This window comes from Gemmatimonadota bacterium, assembly GCA_040882465.1.
In the GTDB taxonomy this organism is placed as follows: Bacteria; Gemmatimonadota; Gemmatimonadetes; order Longimicrobiales; family Gaopeijiaceae; genus JBBEBG01.
This window is the reverse complement of record JBBEBG010000037.1, coordinates 47702-64013: the sequence shown is the minus strand read 5'-3', so window position 1 is coordinate 64013 and position 16312 is coordinate 47702. Positions and strand designations below refer to the sequence as shown.

Annotated in this window: 21 protein-coding genes; 10 read left to right on the top strand and 11 right to left on the bottom strand. The window is 66.7% G+C overall.

What is annotated here, in order from left to right; all coding sequences use genetic code 11:
* Positions 1 to 844: 844 nt before the first annotated feature.
* The 6 genes from WEG36_14550 to WEG36_14525 all read left to right on the top strand — a co-directional run bounded on the left by WEG36_14550 (position 845) and on the right by WEG36_14525 (position 3152).
* Positions 845 to 1081, top strand: a complete 237-nt coding sequence (locus WEG36_14550; GenBank protein MEX1258831.1) for a hypothetical protein — start codon at positions 845 to 847, stop codon at positions 1079 to 1081.
* Positions 1078 to 1275 carry a DUF2283 domain-containing protein gene (locus WEG36_14545; GenBank protein ID MEX1258830.1) on the top strand — a complete coding sequence of 66 codons (198 nt, stop codon included), beginning with the start codon at positions 1078 to 1080 and terminating at the stop codon, positions 1273 to 1275. The genes WEG36_14550 and WEG36_14545 overlap by 4 nt, the downstream gene beginning before the upstream one ends.
* Positions 1276 to 1595: 320 nt before the next feature.
* Entirely contained in the window at positions 1596 to 1796 is a 201-nt protein-coding gene (locus tag WEG36_14540; GenBank protein MEX1258829.1) for a hypothetical protein, read from the top strand.
* Positions 1797 to 1848: 52 nt separating this feature from the next.
* On the top strand, positions 1849 to 2070 hold the full coding sequence (locus tag WEG36_14535) for a type II toxin-antitoxin system prevent-host-death family antitoxin (protein MEX1258828.1): 222 nt from the start codon (positions 1849 to 1851) through the stop codon (positions 2068 to 2070).
* The gene (locus tag WEG36_14530; protein ID MEX1258827.1) at positions 2057 to 2422 is read left to right on the top strand and encodes a PIN domain-containing protein; all 366 of its coding nucleotides are present in this window, start codon (positions 2057 to 2059) and stop codon (positions 2420 to 2422) included. Before WEG36_14535 ends, WEG36_14530 begins: the two co-directional genes overlap by 14 nt.
* Positions 2423 to 2480: 58 nt before the next feature.
* The gene (locus WEG36_14525; GenBank protein ID MEX1258826.1) at positions 2481 to 3152 is read left to right on the top strand and encodes a transposase; all 672 of its coding nucleotides are present in this window, start codon (positions 2481 to 2483) and stop codon (positions 3150 to 3152) included.
* 158 nt (positions 3153 to 3310) lie between these two features.
* Here WEG36_14525 and WEG36_14520 read toward each other — a convergent pair whose 3' ends face one another.
* The 4 genes from WEG36_14520 to WEG36_14505 all read right to left on the bottom strand — a co-directional run bounded on the left by WEG36_14520 (position 3311) and on the right by WEG36_14505 (position 6881).
* Positions 3311 to 5584: an amino acid permease gene (locus WEG36_14520; protein MEX1258825.1), complete on the bottom strand. Its 2274-nt coding sequence runs from the start codon at positions 5582 to 5584 to the stop codon at positions 3311 to 3313.
* 36 nt (positions 5585 to 5620) lie between these two features.
* The gene (locus WEG36_14515) at positions 5621 to 5749 is read right to left on the bottom strand and encodes a hypothetical protein (GenBank protein ID MEX1258824.1); all 129 of its coding nucleotides are present in this window, start codon (positions 5747 to 5749) and stop codon (positions 5621 to 5623) included.
* 192 nt (positions 5750 to 5941) lie between these two features.
* Complete coding sequence (locus tag WEG36_14510) at positions 5942 to 6658, bottom strand: DUF1761 domain-containing protein (protein MEX1258823.1); 717 nt, start codon at positions 6656 to 6658, stop codon at positions 5942 to 5944.
* Between the two features lie 82 nt (positions 6659 to 6740).
* On the bottom strand, positions 6741 to 6881 hold the full coding sequence (locus WEG36_14505; GenBank protein MEX1258822.1) for a hypothetical protein: 141 nt from the start codon (positions 6879 to 6881) through the stop codon (positions 6741 to 6743).
* 212 nt (positions 6882 to 7093) lie between these two features.
* Here WEG36_14505 and WEG36_14500 point away from each other — a divergent pair, with 212 nt between their 5' ends.
* A complete protein-coding gene (locus WEG36_14500; protein ID MEX1258821.1) occupies positions 7094 to 8740 on the top strand; it encodes a transposase in 1647 nt (548 codons plus the stop codon).
* A gap of 166 nt (positions 8741 to 8906) precedes the next feature.
* Here the strand turns inward: WEG36_14500 and WEG36_14495 are convergent, their stop codons facing one another.
* Positions 8907 to 9278, bottom strand: a complete 372-nt coding sequence (locus tag WEG36_14495; protein MEX1258820.1) for a PadR family transcriptional regulator — start codon at positions 9276 to 9278, stop codon at positions 8907 to 8909.
* Between the two features lie 181 nt (positions 9279 to 9459).
* On the opposite strand from WEG36_14495, the gene WEG36_14490 reads away from it, so the two are divergent.
* The 3 genes from WEG36_14490 (at position 9460) to WEG36_14480 (ending at position 11823) form a co-directional block, all read left to right on the top strand.
* Entirely contained in the window at positions 9460 to 10287 is an 828-nt protein-coding gene (locus WEG36_14490; GenBank protein ID MEX1258819.1) for a type IV toxin-antitoxin system AbiEi family antitoxin domain-containing protein, read from the top strand.
* Positions 10284 to 11519, top strand: a complete 1236-nt coding sequence (locus WEG36_14485; protein MEX1258818.1) for a nucleotidyl transferase AbiEii/AbiGii toxin family protein — start codon at positions 10284 to 10286, stop codon at positions 11517 to 11519. Before WEG36_14490 ends, WEG36_14485 begins: the two co-directional genes overlap by 4 nt.
* A 106-nt stretch (positions 11520 to 11625) precedes the next feature.
* A complete protein-coding gene (locus tag WEG36_14480; protein MEX1258817.1) occupies positions 11626 to 11823 on the top strand; it encodes a DUF2283 domain-containing protein in 198 nt (65 codons plus the stop codon).
* Between the two features lie 638 nt (positions 11824 to 12461).
* Here WEG36_14480 and WEG36_14475 read toward each other — a convergent pair.
* The 6 genes from WEG36_14475 to WEG36_14450 all read right to left on the bottom strand — a co-directional run bounded on the left by WEG36_14475 (position 12462) and on the right by WEG36_14450 (position 16303).
* Positions 12462 to 12743 (bottom strand): hypothetical protein, encoded by a 282-nt coding sequence (locus WEG36_14475; protein MEX1258816.1) that lies wholly within the window; start codon positions 12741 to 12743, stop codon positions 12462 to 12464.
* Positions 12744 to 12810: 67 nt separating this feature from the next.
* Complete coding sequence (locus WEG36_14470; GenBank protein MEX1258815.1) at positions 12811 to 13137, bottom strand: hypothetical protein; 327 nt, start codon at positions 13135 to 13137, stop codon at positions 12811 to 12813.
* A gap of 102 nt (positions 13138 to 13239) precedes the next feature.
* Entirely contained in the window at positions 13240 to 13863 is a 624-nt protein-coding gene (locus tag WEG36_14465) for a LamG domain-containing protein (GenBank protein ID MEX1258814.1), read from the bottom strand.
* Positions 13864 to 14501: 638 nt separating this feature from the next.
* A complete protein-coding gene (locus WEG36_14460; protein MEX1258813.1) occupies positions 14502 to 15653 on the bottom strand; it encodes a HAMP domain-containing sensor histidine kinase in 1152 nt (383 codons plus the stop codon).
* 267 nt (positions 15654 to 15920) lie between these two features.
* Positions 15921 to 16196 (bottom strand): hypothetical protein, encoded by a 276-nt coding sequence (locus tag WEG36_14455; GenBank protein ID MEX1258812.1) that lies wholly within the window; start codon positions 16194 to 16196, stop codon positions 15921 to 15923.
* A complete protein-coding gene (locus tag WEG36_14450; GenBank protein ID MEX1258811.1) occupies positions 16193 to 16303 on the bottom strand; it encodes a helix-turn-helix domain-containing protein in 111 nt (36 codons plus the stop codon). Before WEG36_14450 ends, WEG36_14455 begins: the two co-directional genes overlap by 4 nt.
* Positions 16304 to 16312 lie beyond the last annotated feature (9 nt).

Below are 16312 nucleotides of genomic sequence, written 5' to 3'. Positions count from 1 at the left end.
CCTGGCCCGGACCCGAGCGGCCGCACCGAGCTCTGGCTCACGCCGATCGAGCTTCTCGAACGCCTCGCCCGCCTCGTCCCTCCTCCTCGCATCCACCGCCACCGTTACCACGGCGTTCTCGCGCCCCATGCGAGGCTGAGATCCGTTGTCATCGCGCTCGGAAGGCCCATGCTGGAAGAGCCCGGGCTCACCCGGTCCGCCAACGGCCCCGGAGGCACCACCGTGAACGCGGCCTCGACGCCCGTGCCCGAGCCGTGCGGCACGAGCGGCTCCGCCCGCATCTCCTGGGCCCGGCTCCTCGCCAGCGGGCACCGACGCGAAGCGTTGGTCGCGAGGTGCTCCCGCTCCTGTGCCCCGCCTGCGGGGGTGAAATGCGGGTTCTCTCTCGTTCATCACCGGCCCTCCCACCGTCCAGGCCATCCTCCTGCATCTCGCCCTTCCCCACCGGCCCCCGCCCCTCACCCCCGCTCGCGCTCCCCCGCAGGCCGAGCTCGACTTCGATCAGACGTTCGCCTTCGACCCGTCCGACCCCGAGCCACTCCCCGACCCGGACTTCGACCAGTCCCCGCCAGGCCACTGGGACGCCTGACCCGTTCTCCCGGGACATCCGCTTCGCGCTCGTGCCCCCCCGCCCTTTCGCCCATCCTCCCGGCCCATCCCGACATGGGGTTTGCGGAGTCCTTCTCCAAGCGCCGGCCGCGGCCCTCCCCCTTATCCGTCAGGCCATGCAACCTCCACCCTCGGGCAATCCCTTGCTCCCTAAAAACCCCCGCCCTACCTTGCCCTTCGCGCTCCGGGGGCCTTTGAAATTCCTCTCCCTTGGATCTCTGGAGGATCTCTGGAACTGAAGACCACCAAGTACTTCCAGGCCATTCGCTCCCGGCCCGATCGCGCGATGATCACGGACGAGTGGATCCTGGGGGTCATGAACGAGCCCGTACGCGAGGTGGTGCAGGAAGATCGACGCATCCGACGGTGGGGCCGGATCCCCGAGGCCGAAGGCAGGTACTTGAGGGTGGTTCTGCTGCCCGATGGCGAGACGGTGCACAACGCGTTCTTCGACCGTAGGTTCACGCCATGAAGATTCGGTACTTCGAGGACACGGACACGCTCTACATCGAGTTTCGGGACCGCGAGATTCTCGAGACCAGGGATCTCGATGAGAACACGACCCTCGATGTGGACGCCGAGGGCAACGTGCTGGCGATCACGTTCGAGCACGCCAGCAAGCGTACGGACGTCCGCCACCTCACGCTCGAGGGAATCGCGGCTTAGTGGCGGCTTAGTGGGGCCTGAGTGAGACGACCTGCGCGGGGAGGCCCCTGGGAAGCCCCCCCGGAGGTCGTTCCATCTCAAGGTGCAGGCCCCACGATCCCGGTGACAAACCGGTGACAAACTCGACGGTCACCGAGGGTTTCTTAGGGACGTCAGGGTCCCGAGAACCCTTATCTGGTGCGCTTCGGGCGCCCCAGGCAACCCTCTCCGCTGGATTTTAAGTCCCCTGCGGTTACCAGTTTCGCCACCCCGGCGGCGAGCACATTGTACCGCCCTTCCGGGCGCTGGCGGTAGGGTACGACCTGAACCGAACCGGTGGCGTGGTTGACTTCGAAGCCGGCCGCCACCTTGACCTCCTGCTCGAGAAGCTCGGCGCCGGTGCGGTGCTTCCGCCTCGATCGCGCCGGCGTTGGGGCACCCGTGGCGAAAAAGTGGGCGAACATCCTTCCGGCCGTGGGCAGCGCGACCTGAAGAATGAGGATCTCTCCGACTCCTTCATCGTTTGGGATCTGGCGCCGTGAAGGTTATGGTCGTAAATTGTGACTAGACGTATATTATGACCAGGAGAATTCAATGGCGAAAACGGTGGGTGCAGCGCGCTTCAAGGAGCAATGTCTTTCGCTCATGGACTCTCTGGACCCGGAAGGCATCGTGATCACGAAACACGGCAAACCGGTGGCGAAGCTCATTCCGATTTCCAGCGAATCCAGGGAGCTGATCGGCGCTCTCGCGGGCAGGCTCGAAATCAAGGGAGACATTCTCTCGACGGGCGTGGCGTGGGATGCTCAATCTTGACACGCACATCCTGCTGTACGCGCTCCAGGACACCTTGAAGCCGGCCGAGCGGCGGCTCCTCGAGAGCGACGTCTGGAGCATCTCCTCCATCGTCCGTTGGGAGATCTGCAAGCTGCGGCAGCTCGGCCGGATCCAGCTGGAGCTGGATGCTCCGGACGTCTCCCGGATTTTGAATCGGCTTCACACTTGGCCGTTGACCTGGGAGATCTGCCGCGAGAGCTGCCGTCTCGACGTGAGGGGGGATCCGGCGGACGAATTGATCGCCGCCACGAGCGTGGTGCACAACGTGCCGTTGGTGACACGGGACAGAACGCTGCGACGTTCGAAGCAGGTGCCGCTAGCGAAGCTCTGACCGCGGGAACGACGCGGCCCGCCGGGCGACACTCCGCCGGACTGGCCCGACGGCGCCCGTGGGCTTGGAGATCGCGGCGGTCTCCTTCCCGCAAAGGTTCAGGAACTCCCGGAACCCGCAGTTCTTCGAGCTTGGCTCGAAGGTATCGCGGATCACCGACGGGTGCGCTGCCACCATCTCGGCCACTCGGCTCCACTTCCACGTCCTCGCCGTGGATGGGGTGCTCAGCGAAGCTCCACCGACCGCGGCGAACGCCGCGACCGACGGTCCCGCCGACGTCCAGTTTTATGAGGCCGCTTGGTTCGGGCCGGAGCACTCGGAGGAGCTGGCGCGGCTCGTGCAGCACCGGGTGCTTCGCGCGTTCCGAAGTCGAGGGCTTCTAGCCGACGACGCCGCGGCCGACATGCTCGCCTGGCAGGGGACCGGCGGGTTCAGCGTGGACGCCTCGGTGCGAATCGAGGCAGACGATCGGGCCGGCCTCGAGCGCCTCGTGCGCTACTGCGCAAGGGGGCCTCTCGCTCTCGAGCGCCTGTATGCACCCGGGGGAATCGCCGCTCTCGCCTCACCAGACGCCCGGCTCGTCTACCGTCTCCCTGGCCCGGACCCGAGCGGCCGCACCGAGCTCTGGCTCACGCCGATCGAGCTTCCCGAACGCATCGCCCGCCTCGTCCCGCCTCCTCGCATTCACCGCCACCGCTCATTGGCCCACCTTGCTGGACGGGGGCGGTAGGTTGGCCGCGTTCAGATAGGCTTCGGCGTCCGGGTGGAGAGGGCCACCATCGCTTGCCGCGAGTGCGAGAGCGGAGAGCACGCGGCAAGGGAGATCCTGGGGGCGCTCGGGCGGCAGACGATCGAGGGCGCCGCCTGAGCAGGCGCTGCAGCGACCTGTCAGAACGGTCGTCCGCCCTTCCTGCCCATCGCCCTGGGTGGGTGGGATATGATGAGCACGGGCGAGGGTGACTCCCGCACCATGCGGGCGAGCAGGGCACCGATGCGACTGTGGCCCCCACGCAGGCGGGTGATGCCGAGCACGACCAGGTCGAAGTCCCGCGCTCGGTCCACGATCTCGACGATCGGATCGGGTGCCCGCACGACGACGGCGACCCCACGACCCCGCGCTTCGTCACGGACGTAGGTTTCCAGCGCCGAGCGGGCCCGTGTCTCGAGCACGGGCGCGGCCTCGGGCGTCAGGACGTGCAGGAACTCGAGGTGGTCGAGCCCCTTCCGGGACACGGTGCCGATCACACGGGCCCTGAGAAGGTCGTGATCGTTGTGACCGCTCAGGGGGACGAGGACCCGCTTCACCCGATCGAGGTCGAAGTCGTTCCCACCGTGGAGCAGCGCCACGTCGCACGGGAGCCGCTCCATGAGACGGTCGAGGGGATGGGTGGGGGTGCCGGCGTCCGCCGCTTCCTCTTCGCCGCCGGGCGCGTGGGCCAACCCGAGGAGCACGCTGTCCACGTCCTCGACGAGGGCGACCCGTGCGATCTCGTCCCACGGCTCGGACGCCAGCGTGAGCAGAAGCTCGGCCTCGACGCCTTCGCGCCTCGTGCGGATCAGGGCGTTGCTCAGCGCCGCGTTGCCCTCGTCCATGGCCTTCCGCAGCTGCCCTTCGTCGGTGGCCTCACCGACGACGACCACCTGGTGCAGGAGCATTCGCCCGGTGGCCTTGGGCGCGAGCGCGCTCCCCACCGACGCCAGCCCGCCCGCGCGTGCGGGGTGCGCCAGCGGCACCAGCACCGAGGTCCGGGCTCCGCGCAAGCGACCGAACTGGGGATCCTGCCCGGCGACCGCCGCGTCGAGCGCTTCGGCCCGGCTCGCGAGGAATCCCACGTAGAAGAAGGCTCCGAACCCGATCCACACGAAGAGGAGCAGCCCCGCCTCGGGAACGGTCGCGAGCTGGAAGAGGACCAGGAGTCCGCAGGTCAGGATCCCCAGCACGGGAACGAGAGGAAAGAAGGGCGCCGCGAAGACACCCTCGATCCGTCCGCCGGCCCGATGCCGAAGCTGCCAGGCGCTGACGTGCGTGATGCCGAAGGTCAGCAGGAAGACGAGCGAGGCCGCCGCGCCGGCCGCAGCCAGATCGGGGACGACCAGCGCCAGGATCGCCACGCTCGCGGCGACAAAGCCGATCGCGGCGACGGGTGCGCCGGTCCGTGCGTCGAGCCTCTCGAGCTGCCGGGGAAGCGTACGGTGCCGGGCCATGGCGTGGGCGACGCGCGAGCCCGCCAGAAGATTCGCACGCAGGGCGGTGAGCGTCGACAGGATCGCGGCCACGATGACGAGCCAGAATCCGAACGCACCCAGGTAGTTCGAGGCCGCCACGGCGAAGAAGGTCTCGGGGTAGTCCCGCGCCATTGCGGCGGGAGACGCGGCGGCCGAGGGGAGGCCCACCGACGTCACGACCAGGAGCAGCGGGAGGTAGACGATCATCGCCATCCCGATCGAAGCGAACATGGCCCGGGGGATCGTGCGCCGCGGGTTCCTGATCTCGCCGGCCACGCCGGCGATGAGCTCGAACCCCTGGAGGGTGATGAAGGTGAATCCCATGGCGGCCACCACCCCGAGCGCGCCACGTTCGAAGAAGGGAGCGAGCGGGGCCAGGGCCTCGCCCGGACCGCGCCGGACGATGACGGCGAGCCCGGCGGCGATGAGTACGCCGAATGCGATGAGCTTCCCCAGATTCTCGATCTGGCCGCCGGCGGTCGCCCTTCGCGTCAGCAGGAAGCCGTAGGCCGCCGTGGCCGCGACCGGGAGGACGAGGAGGAGGCCGGAGTGGAGGGAGGTGCCCGGAGCCACCCGCCCGCCGGGGAGGAGCGCCTCCAGTCCGGCGACGGCGTAGGCGGCGAAGCCCAGCGCATAGAGGACCGCCGCCACCACGTGGGCGAAGGTCATGACCCACCCCACGCCGAAGGCCGTTCGTACGGAGAAGGTGCGGCGCGCGTAGACGTACTGGCCGCCGTTTTCGGGGAAGGCCGTGGCGAGCTCCGCGAACGCGAGGGCGGTGAGGCAGGCGATCCCCCCGTTCAGGGCGAAAGCGACCACGGCGGACGGGCCGGCCTCCGCCACCGCGACGCCGCCGAGGACGAAGATCCCCCCGCCGACGATCGCGGCTACGCCGATGCCGGTCGCCCCGGTGAAGCCTATGGTACGGCCGTCCACTTCAACCAAGGGGTATCAGGATTCAAGTCGTGGGTTTCACTCCGACACACACGCAGAGTAGCCGGAGTCGCGAGCGCCATGCCACCGCGCGCCGAGCGGGTTCATGGCCGGCAGCTCTCGGATCTCGCCGGCCTCGTCCTCGTTCCCGCCTGAATGGGCGGCCATCCAGCGATCCGTCTTCCCTGGTCACCCCAGGGGCTGGTGCCCCCGTGCCCGTCGGTCAGAACTCCGGTCCGCAACGGGTTGCCCAGTGCCCGAAAACCGGGTCTCACTCCGCATCCACGGCCCCTCAGGCCCTGTATCCCTCATTCACAGTCGCTCAAAGTCACCGTCCCCGCCGTGGTGCAGGATCCGGGCTTAATCACCAGCGGGCGTGGCCTCTTTGCTTTGTAGCCCGAGTCCATACACCAGGCCGAGCACCGCGCCGCTGACCCCCTGTTCCACGAGGTGCCAGGCGCTGTCCACGAGGACCAGCGTGAACGGGCCTTCCATGGCTCCGTATAGCACCAGATTAGTCGGAAACCACCAGAGGACACCGATGATGATCCCGAACTTGAGGCCTTCGGCCACCGGGGAGCCTCCCTCGTGGCCTTTGGGATACATGTAGGCCATGATGGCGCCGACGACGAGATACGCGAGAATCACGGCCCAGAAGGCCGGCACCTCGCGCATCGGCGCGGGTGAGGTCGCCGCGTAGAAGTCGTTCATCAGAAGCACGTGCCACAGGAAGGAGAGGAGAAACCCGACTCCGGCTGTGGCCAGCGTACCGAGCATAAACGTGCGTGTGTTCATGAGACCCCCTCCCGTACGAGCGACCATTCTCCGGCCAAGGCTGCGACGAACCAGTGGCAAGATGCCGGGCGGCCGGAAGTGCAGCAAGCAAAAGGGACTGGTTCTTGCTTCCGGGCTTCGGCCAAAGAGGCCTAGGTGGTACCTCGCGTAGTCCTCAAGGAGAGGGTCCTTCCCTGCCCCGCGCCCGGCCCTGAGCGCCTTCAGCTCGTCGAGGCGGGCCTGGAGGACGGTGCCGGCTTCGTCCGCATCCGTGGTGGCCCCGTCCCCACGCTCCGGGATCATCGCCTCCCTCCGGCCCCCGACATCAGCGAAGTCCCGCAGGTCTGCATACCACCCGCGACCCTCACGCCAATAGAGGCGGCTCCTACGCCGTCTTCCCATAGGTCGGCCTCCAGAGCCGAGGGATGACGGTGGTGTCTCGCTCGGGGATGCGGAGGGTGTGGGCGTACACGTCGTCGCTCGGGATGCGCCACTCCCCTGCTTCCGAGGTCTTCTCCGGGCGCACCCCTTCCTCCGGCTCGGCCTGTGGCGTGCCGGCCGCTCGAGCCTCCTCGAGGAGCCCGACGCGGCCCGGCGCACCGCACGGGTTCGCGGCGATGCGCCAGAGCGCTGATGTCGATTCATCGGCCCCTGTTCATGCTGTAACCCTCCGTGTTGCCCGTGTGACGGCCGTTCCAGCCATGGCAGGGCACCGGGCGCTCACGGTGGGTTTGGGAGATGGTCGCCCACGTCCCACCTCCTTCGCCGACCACCCGCCGGTGGGCTCCCTCCTCCGTCGCACCGGAGTACCGACCCACCGGAGGCGTTTACCGCTCGAGGCGCCCGACCGTTACGCCGCTCTACCCCGTTGTCCAACACCACCTGGAGACGTTCCTCGCCGCTTCCGCGGAGGCGGACCCGGCCGGGTGGGGCGTGCCGGAGTCGGTGGAGAAAGACTTCCGGAGCTACCTCGAATGCGGAGTCCTCGCGTTCGGGTTCGCACGGATTCGATGCGGAGACTGCGGAAAGGAGCGCCTCCTAGCGTTCTCGTGCAAAGGGCGGGGGGTGTGCCCGTCGTGCAATGCTCGGCGGATGGCGGAGGTCGCGGCGCATCTCACGGACCACGTGTTCCCGCACCTTCCGATCCGGCAGTGGGTGCTCTCGCTCCCCAAGCGGCTGCGGCCGTTCCTGCACGGGAGCCCTGAGGTGGCGAGCACGGTGCTCGCCGTCTTCATGCGGGCCCTCCGGGCGACGCTCCGCCGGGCCAGCCCGACGGCGCCCGTGGACTCGGAGATCGGGGCCGTCTCCTTCCCGCAGCGATTCGGGAACTCGCTGAACCCGCACTACCACTTCCACGTCCTCGCCGTGGATGGGGTGCTCAGCGAAGCTCCACCGACCGCGGCGAACGCCGCGACCGACGGTCCCGCCGACGTCCAGTTTTATGAGGCCGCTTGGTTCGGGCCGGAGCACTCGGAGGAGCTGGCGCGGCTCGTGCAGCACCGGGTGCTTCGCGCGTTCCGAAGTCGAGGGCTTCTAGCCGACGACGCCGCGGCCGACATGCTCGCCTGGCAGGGGACCGGCGGGTTCAGCGTGGACGCCTCGGTGCGAATCGAGGCAGACGATCGGGCCGGCCTCGAGCGCCTCGTGCGCTACTGCGCAAGGGGGCCTCTCGCTCTCGAGCGCCTGTATGCACCCGGGGGAATCGCCGCTCTCGCCTCACCAGACGCCCGGCTCGTCTACCGTCTCCCTGGCCCGGACCCGAGCGGCCGCACCGAGCTCTGGCTCACGCCGATCGAGCTTCTCGAACGCCTCGCCCGCCTCGTCCCTCCTCCTCGCATCCACCGCCACCGTTACCACGGCGTTCTCGCGCCCCATGCGAGGCTGAGATCCGTTGTCATCGCGCTCGGAAGGCCCATGCTGGAAGAGCCCGGGCTCACCCGGTCCGCCAACGGCCCCGGAGGCACCACCGTGAACGCGGCCTCGACGCCCGTGCCCGAGCCGTGCGGCACGAGCGGCTCCGCCCGCATCTCCTGGGCCCGGCTTCTCGCCCGGATCTACGAGGTGCTCCCGCTCCTGTGCCCCGCCTGCGGGGGGGAGATGCGGATCCTCTCGTTCATCACCGACCCTCCCACCGTCCAGACCATCCTCCACCATCTCGCCCTTCCCCACCGACCCCCGCCCCTCACCCCCGCGCGCGCTCCCCCGCAGGCCGAGCTCGACTTCGATCAGACGTCCGCGTTACCTTCGCTTCGCTCCGGTGAGCCGGCGGGACACGAGATCGCCTGCCAAGAAGACCTCGGCCCGCACGGGTTCGACCCGTCCGATCCCGAGCCCCTCCCCGACCCGGACTTCAACCAGTCTCCGCCGGGCCACTGGGATGCCTGATCCCTTCTCCCGCAACGTCCGCTCCGCGCTCGTACTCCCCCGCCCCTCCCGCCATTCTCCCGGCCCCTCCGGACATGGGGACTGCGGAGTCCTTCTCCCGGCTCCGTGCGCCGCTCTCCCTCGCCCGTCCGGCCATGAGGACCCCATCCCGGAATTCCTTGCTCCCTCAAAACCCCTGCCCTACCTTGCTGTTCGCGCTCCGAGGGCCTTTGAAATTCCTATCCCTCGCCGTGTCGAGGTCCCACATCCGGAGGGCGATTCGCTCGGCGTCGCGCAACGCATCGCGCCCCGCCGGACTCACCTGGTACTGCCGACGCGACCGGCCCCCGCGCACAGGCAGCGGCGCCGTGGTCGAGGAGTTCAAGAGGCCCTGTTCCTCGAGTCGAGCGAGCGTCGTGTAGATGGCTCCGACGGAGTAGTCATGCCCGCGCAGCTCGCTCACGTCGCGGCGCACGCCGAGGCCGTAGGCCTCCTTCCCCAGTCGGGCCACGGACTTCAACACCGTCAGCTCGAGGCTGCCCAACCTGATCTTGGTCATAAGTTTTATCTTGTAGAACAAATGGCAATCGGTCAAGGGCGTCGCGTGATTCCCTAACGCCCGCAAGTCGTTTCTTCCCCGGGGCCGCATCATACATCATTAGTGTTGTTGACATCATCTTGGGATATTTACTACACTAAATACGTAGAGTGCCCGCTTGCCCTCGATCCAACGCCCGCCAATGCCCCAAGACCATTCACCAACCAGTCCCAGGGGCCTTGGGGAGCAGGAGCGGTCGGTCCTTGCCCTCCTCGCCTCTCTTGAGCGGCCCGTGGTCGGCGCTGACGACGTGCTCGCGCGAACGCAGATGGGGAGAAAGGCGGTCAACCTCATCCTGTCTCGCCTGGCCGCAAAGGGGTGGCTGCGGCGACTGCGACGTGGGGCCTATGCGGTAATTCCACTCTCCTCCCGCTCCGGCAGCCACGTCATCGAACAACCGCTCGCGGCGGCCATGGAGCTCTTTGCACCATGCTACATCTCGGGGTGGACGGCGGCCGAGCACTGGGACCTCACGGAGCAGATCTCCAACACGGTCGTCGTCTACAGCGCGAAGCCTCAACGAAAGTCGGAGCAGACTCTGGGAGGGGTGCACTACCGCGTTCGACGCATCCCGGAAGCGGCCATCTTCGGAACGACCAGGATCTGGTCCGGAACCACCCCGGTCGAGGTGGCAGACCTCCATCGCACCTTGATCGATGTGCTTGACGTTCCCGAGATGGGGGGTGGCGGACGGCAGACCCTCGACATCGCTCGGAGCTACTGGGGCCGCGACGATGCTGACGCCGACGTGCTCCTAGCCCTCGCGACCCGCCTCGGACGCGGCAGCGTCTTCAAGCGGCTGGCATTCACGGCCGAGCAGTTCGGCAACCCCAAGCGCTCCTGGCTCGACGCGTGCCGAAGTAGAATGTCTGCCGGCCTCACGCTTTGGGATCCCCAAGGGCCCAAGCGCGGACCGATCGTGTCGGCGTGGCGCCTCCGCGTGAACGTTCCCTCGGACGACCTAACGTGATCCCCAAGGCCGAGATCCTTGCGGTTGCCGAGGAGGCGGGCCTCCTCCCCACGACGGTCGAGAAGGACTACGCCCTCGGGTGGGTCTTGTTCGGCATCGCCAGCCATCCAGAGCTGAGTCGCTGGTACTTCAAGGGCGGCACGTGCCTGAAGAAGTGCTTCTTCGACACCTACCGGTTTTCCGAGGACCTCGACTTCACTGTCCCCGACGGGGCGCCGTACGGGGACGATGAGATCCGCACAGGCCTGCTGGCGGTCGCGGACTGGGTTCGAGATCGCACCGGACTCGAGTTCCCGGCCGACGACCTCGATGTGAAGGAGTCGATCAACAAGCGAGGACACCGGACGTTCGAAGCGCGCATGACCTTTCGAGGGCCCCTTCAACTCCCCCGCGCTTCCCGCCAGCGGATTCGCTTCGATCTCACCCGTGACGAAGTCCTCGCGGCTGAACCCGAAGACCGCGAACTCTTCCACGGATACACGGACGCCATCGAACCCCGCCCAAGGGTTCGCTGCTACAGCCTCAGTGAGATTTTGGCCGAGAAGGTCAGAGCGCTGTACGAGCGTTCGGGGCGGGCACGGGACGTCTACGATGTCGTCAACGTTGGGCGAAACCTTCGAGAGGAACTTTCGCCGGCCCAGATAGCGGCGCTAGCCAAGACGAAGTTCGAGTTCAAGGAGATCGAGGAACCCTCGCCGGAGCTGATCCTCTCGCGCGTCGATCCCGAAATCCTCGCGGTGGATTGGGACAACGCTCTTCGTCACCAGCTGCCCATCCTTCCTCCTGTTGCCGAGTTCCTTTCGGCATTGGGCGATGTGCTGCGTTGGCTCCTCACAGGAAAGCGCGCTCCCGGACTCGCCGCGGTCCCGGAGCGAGCTGGGGAGGTGGCAGTTCCGCCGATCCGCTTCGCGATCCCGCAGCCTGCCCGAGCAGCGCTTCGGGCGCGGTCGCCACAGCGGTGGCCCGAAGGCGTCTTCGGGGGCACGATGGATCGAGTGCGTTATGCTGCGCGCAACCGCCTATTGGTTCAGGTCGCCTATCACGGTGTGTCTCGGTTGGTCGAGCCGTACTCGATACGCATCCCGGGCACGGGCAACCTACTCCTATACGTCTTCGAGGTGCAGCGAGGCGGCGGACCCGGCGGAGGCCTGAAGGCTTTCAAAGTCGCAGAGATCGGTACGGCCACCCTTACGAACCGACCGTTTAACCCCCGGTACGTCGTGGAACTCTGACCTCTACCCCCACGCCCTGCTGCGGCCTTCCGCCTCGGGGACTAGGGTAGTTCTTCCTCCCGTCGAGAGCCGAGCACAGCGCACTCCTCGACCGTAGGTTCAAGCCATGAAGATTCGATACTTCAAAGACACGGACACTCTCTACATCGAGCTTCGGGACCGCGAGATCGACGAGACGAGAGATGTCGACGAGAACACGACCCTCGATGTGGACGCTGAGGGCAACGTGCTGGCGATCACGCTCGAGCACGCCAGCAAGCGTACGGACGTCCGCCACCTCACGCTCGAGGGAATCGCGGCGTAGGGCTCGAGCGCGACGACCTGCGCGGGAGAGGCCCCCGGGAAGCCTCTCCGCGCAGGTCGTTCCGTCTCGGGGCAAGGACCCACGATCTGGGTGACAACCTGGTGACAAACTCGGCGGTCACCGGGGACTCCCGAGGGACGTCAGGATCCCGAGAACCCTTGCTTGGTTCGCCCAGCACCCCTCAAGCGACCCTCTCCGCTGGTTTTTTGAGTCCCCTGCGGTTACCAGTTTCGCCACCCCGGCGGAGATGTCGTCTCTGGTCATTCTACCTCTCTTCCATGCGCCTGCGGAAGGGTACGACGTTCGGCTCGCGGCGCTCCCGGTGAGCGTTCGGGCGGGTGCGAAGCCAGTCGAGAGACGGCGACGAGAGCGGGGGCCGCCTTCACGACGAGCTGCATGCGAACGCCCGCACACTCGCTCCCGCCATCCCTGGTTCATCGCTCCATGGCGCCCATCATCGCGCGGCGCATCTCCATCACCCCATCATGCGCCCCCGCTGCGCCGACATGAATGTCGGCTCGACACCCAGGAGCGTGGTTGAATTCCCGGTTCGTGTATCAGCGAGTCACTGGCTAACCGTCCGGCGTCAGTGCGAGACGGATAAAGCTCCGCGGTCTCACCTTGGGAATCGCAGCCGCTTACCGCAACCGCCGAGTGATGTATGTCTCGCCCTGAATGCAGAGGCGGGCCGGGACCTCAGGCTGAGGACCCACCACGAACCCGGCGTGCGCCACGAGCCGCTCAGCCAGATCGTCCCGAACGCAGCCGACGAGCCACATCCCATCGTCACTTTGAAAGAGTTCGAGATCGCCGGCAGTTAGCGGAGGCCGCGCCGAAACGGCGCTTGGCGCCAGAAAGGAAAGGCAGGCCGCAGTCAACAGGCCCAGGCTCAGCGAAAGACACCTCTTCTCCACGCTCATGGTAGTCCTCCTCTACAGAGAGGTTCAAGTCGGCAGCGAGGGACTGCCACCGACGCTGCATGCTCCATTACTCGCAACTCGGACCGGTCGAAGTCAGGTACGCGGAATAGTCGCCATGGGCGAGGTGGCTCCTGACCGCAAACAGCAGGATCAAGGTGACTCCACCCTCACGTTCGATCGTCGGAGTAGGCACGAATATGAGCTGGGGGATTCCGTCTCCGCCCCAATGGCACAGCCATGTTCCCGGCACTCCACCGTCGGTCGAAGTCGGTGCGCTCGCGAGCACTGGCGCAGCCGTGACTTCGAGAGATGATCTTGACGCCGCCGCTTCGTTGTGGGTGTTTGCGAGCGTTCCGACGACGAGCATCGCGATAACGACCGGTAATCCGTGCATGGAGTGCCTCCTTCGGGAGAAATGCCGTTTACTCATGACTGCTGACTCGCGGTGGTGTACCGATCGCACCCCCGAATTCGCGTGGACCACTTCACCTGTACTTTAGATCTTGCATTGGCCCCCGCTGCCGTCGCCAAAGACTTGTCGGATTTCGTCCGCAGACAACGGCCGACTGAAGACTCTGACCTCGTCAATGATGCCCGCATAGTCATTCACTGGATCTATGCCAGGCGGGTCGCTCCCATCCATGGCGCCTATCGTGAGTTGTGAGGTCAGTCCGCCCGAGAACGCTGCCACAACCGTGCTGGTCTTGGAGAACTCCAGGACTCCGTCTACGTACAGGCGAAGCTCTCTGGTGCTCTGATCGAAGGTTCCGGCGATGTGGTGAAAGAGATCGTCTCCGATGACGGAAACACCTCTGATCTGGTCAACGATTTTTCCGTCGCTGATCTGGAAGAATCCGACGCCTTGCTCGATGAACAGGTGGTAGTTGGTCTGAGTAGGAACGCCAGCGGGCCCCCGGTGAACAACGGTTTGGACCGAACTGCTGGCGGTCTGGATCCAAGCGTCGATCGTGAAGTGCGAAAGAGCCAAGTCCGCTGCATCGCCGACGTATACGAGGTCGTTGTCGCCATCGAAGTGAAACGCTTCGCCGTTCCCCGACGCGACGAAGCCCGGGCCGAATGTCAGGTCGCCCACCAGGTGCCCGTCATTGTCACTGCCCAAGTCCACTGCATTCCCGTCGCCAGGCCACCAACTCACGAACTGGGGAGGTATCGGGCCGCACACACATGCGTCACCGACACCGTTTCCATCCACGTCCTCCTGGCCGGGATTGTAAGCGCTCGGACAGTTGTCCGCGGGGTTCGGCACCCCGTCGTCGTCCGAGTCCTGGACGTCCGGTGGACCGGGATCATCCGGTGGACCCGGGTCGTCGGGTGGACCCGGATTGTCCGGTGGACCCGGATTGTCGGGCGGTCCTGGATCGTCCGGTGGTCCTGGTGGGCCGAGCAACGGACCGACGGAGGAGATCGGTTCCCCGGGATTCGTGGGAATTAAAGCTTCGTGACAGCTCACACAGAGCAGAGCCGCGACACCCGCAAGGGCGATGCGTGACATGAACACCTCCAGAACATTGTGGCTGTGCACCCGCGATGATGAATCGGCACGAACAGCGACGACGTCGGACGAACGTCCTGGGAGTGCGTCAACCCGCGACGGGCTCGGAGGGCGTGCGGAGAGCAAACTCTCCACGCGGCAGTGTGGAGACCATCTGACGAAGTCGCATGGTTTACGCGACAATCACTCATGGCAAGAACCGCGGAGCGCGGTCTCGGTAAAGATCCACGTGAAAGCACACGGCATCAGTCGCTCGCGGACAGCGGCAATCGCACCTCGACCCGTGTTCCTTTGGCCGGCGTGCTCTCGATGCGGAGAGAGCCGCCGTGGGAAGCCGCAATGGAACGGGCAATCGGGAGTCCCATACCGGTCCCCTCTGCCTTGGTCGAAAAGAACGGGTCGAGTACATGGGCGAGCTGTTCGGGCGGGATCGTGCCCGCGTTGGTCACGATGACTTGCGCCTCCCGTCCTTCGGTCCCGACCGAGACGATCGCCCGGCCACCGGGAGAAAGCGTCTGCCCCGCGTTCACGACCAGATTGAGGAAGAGCTGCTCGAGAGCGAGGGGATCTCCCCGTGTCCAGATGGGGTCTCGGGACTCCTCCCCGATGTCGAGGACGGCGTCCCGTTCACTGAATACGCTCTCCGCCGCTCGTCCAGCGCTCCTCACCACTTGCCGTAGATCCACCCGCCGTGGTGGGTCATCCCCGCCCGGTGATCTGCGCAGCGACCGCGAAATGATTCCGTCCAGGCGTCGTACATTTGCTAGCGCGCGGGCCACGAGGGTCCCGCCCTTCGGTCCATCGGGCACGGCTTCTTCCGCGCGCTGGAGATCGACGCGAATGGCGGTGAGGCCGTTCCGGACTTCGTGGGAGAGCGCGGCGGCGTATTCTCCGACAGCCGCCAGCGCCTGACGCTGGGACAGTTCGCCGAGAGTCTTCCGAAGGCTCTCCGTCATGGTGTTGAAGGCACCCGCGACGCGCGCGACTTCCGTGGACCCGCGGTCGTCGACTCGATGATCGAGCTCACCCCGCGCCACCGCGTCCGCGGCCACCGCGAGTCGCTCGAGGGAGGCCGTCAATCGCGTGGTCAGAACCGCGCTCAGCGTGAGCGCGAACAGCGCGACGAGGAGGAGGGCGACGAGACCCACGCGGGCGGTTCGCTCGAAGGGCTGCACGTACCCGGCCAGCGGCGCCGCGAGGATGAGCGCGATCTCGGGATCGGCGAGGTCGCGCCGGACGGCGAGCCAGTCCGCGCCGCCCAAAGTGAATCGACCGGGGCCGACCGACCCGGGGACGCCGGAGGGGAGGATCGATCGATCCGTTTCGCGCTGGACGATCTGCAGGTCGGCGCCATCCGGCCGCCTCAGCGTCGTGTCGACCTGAACCAGGGATGGCACGCTCACCTCCGCCAAGACTTCACCGATGGGGACCGGACCCGATGCGGAATGGATCGGTATTCGAACGTTCAAGGTCGGTCCCGTGGCCTCGGTTGCTCTGGGAGGAGGGTCTTGCCCTCGAGCATCCACGGTGTCTCCGCCAGGTACCGGGGAGGACCAAAGCGCCCGACCTTCCGCGTCGAGATAAGTGAAGGACGGAATGGTGCGCGAAAGTCCGGCCGCCAGCTGCCCGAAGTAGTCGGCATCCTGCGGCGCGAGCTCCGCACCCTAACCCTTCGACAGTACCCGCGTGATCGGCTCGTTGCGCGCGAGAAGCATGAGGTCGCCCAGCCGGTAGCTCCAGCGCTCCTGGACGCCCTCGGACAGCGCCTCGAGCGATCGCGCGAGCTCCGAACGCAAGAGCTCTTCGCCCGCCCCCATCACCGAGCGAGTGAGCCATAACCCGAGCAGGGCCAGCGGCGCGACCGCCGCGAGGAACACCACCAGCAGGAAGCGGGCACGAAAGGAGGACGGAAGTCCCCTGCGGCGGGGGCGCTCGCTCATTCGAGCCCGTACTTGTCGATGAGGCGATTGAGCCGCGGACGGGACACGCCGAGCAACTCCGCCGCGCGCGCCTTATGGCCACGCGTGGCCTCGAGCGCACGTCTCACGTGCTCCTT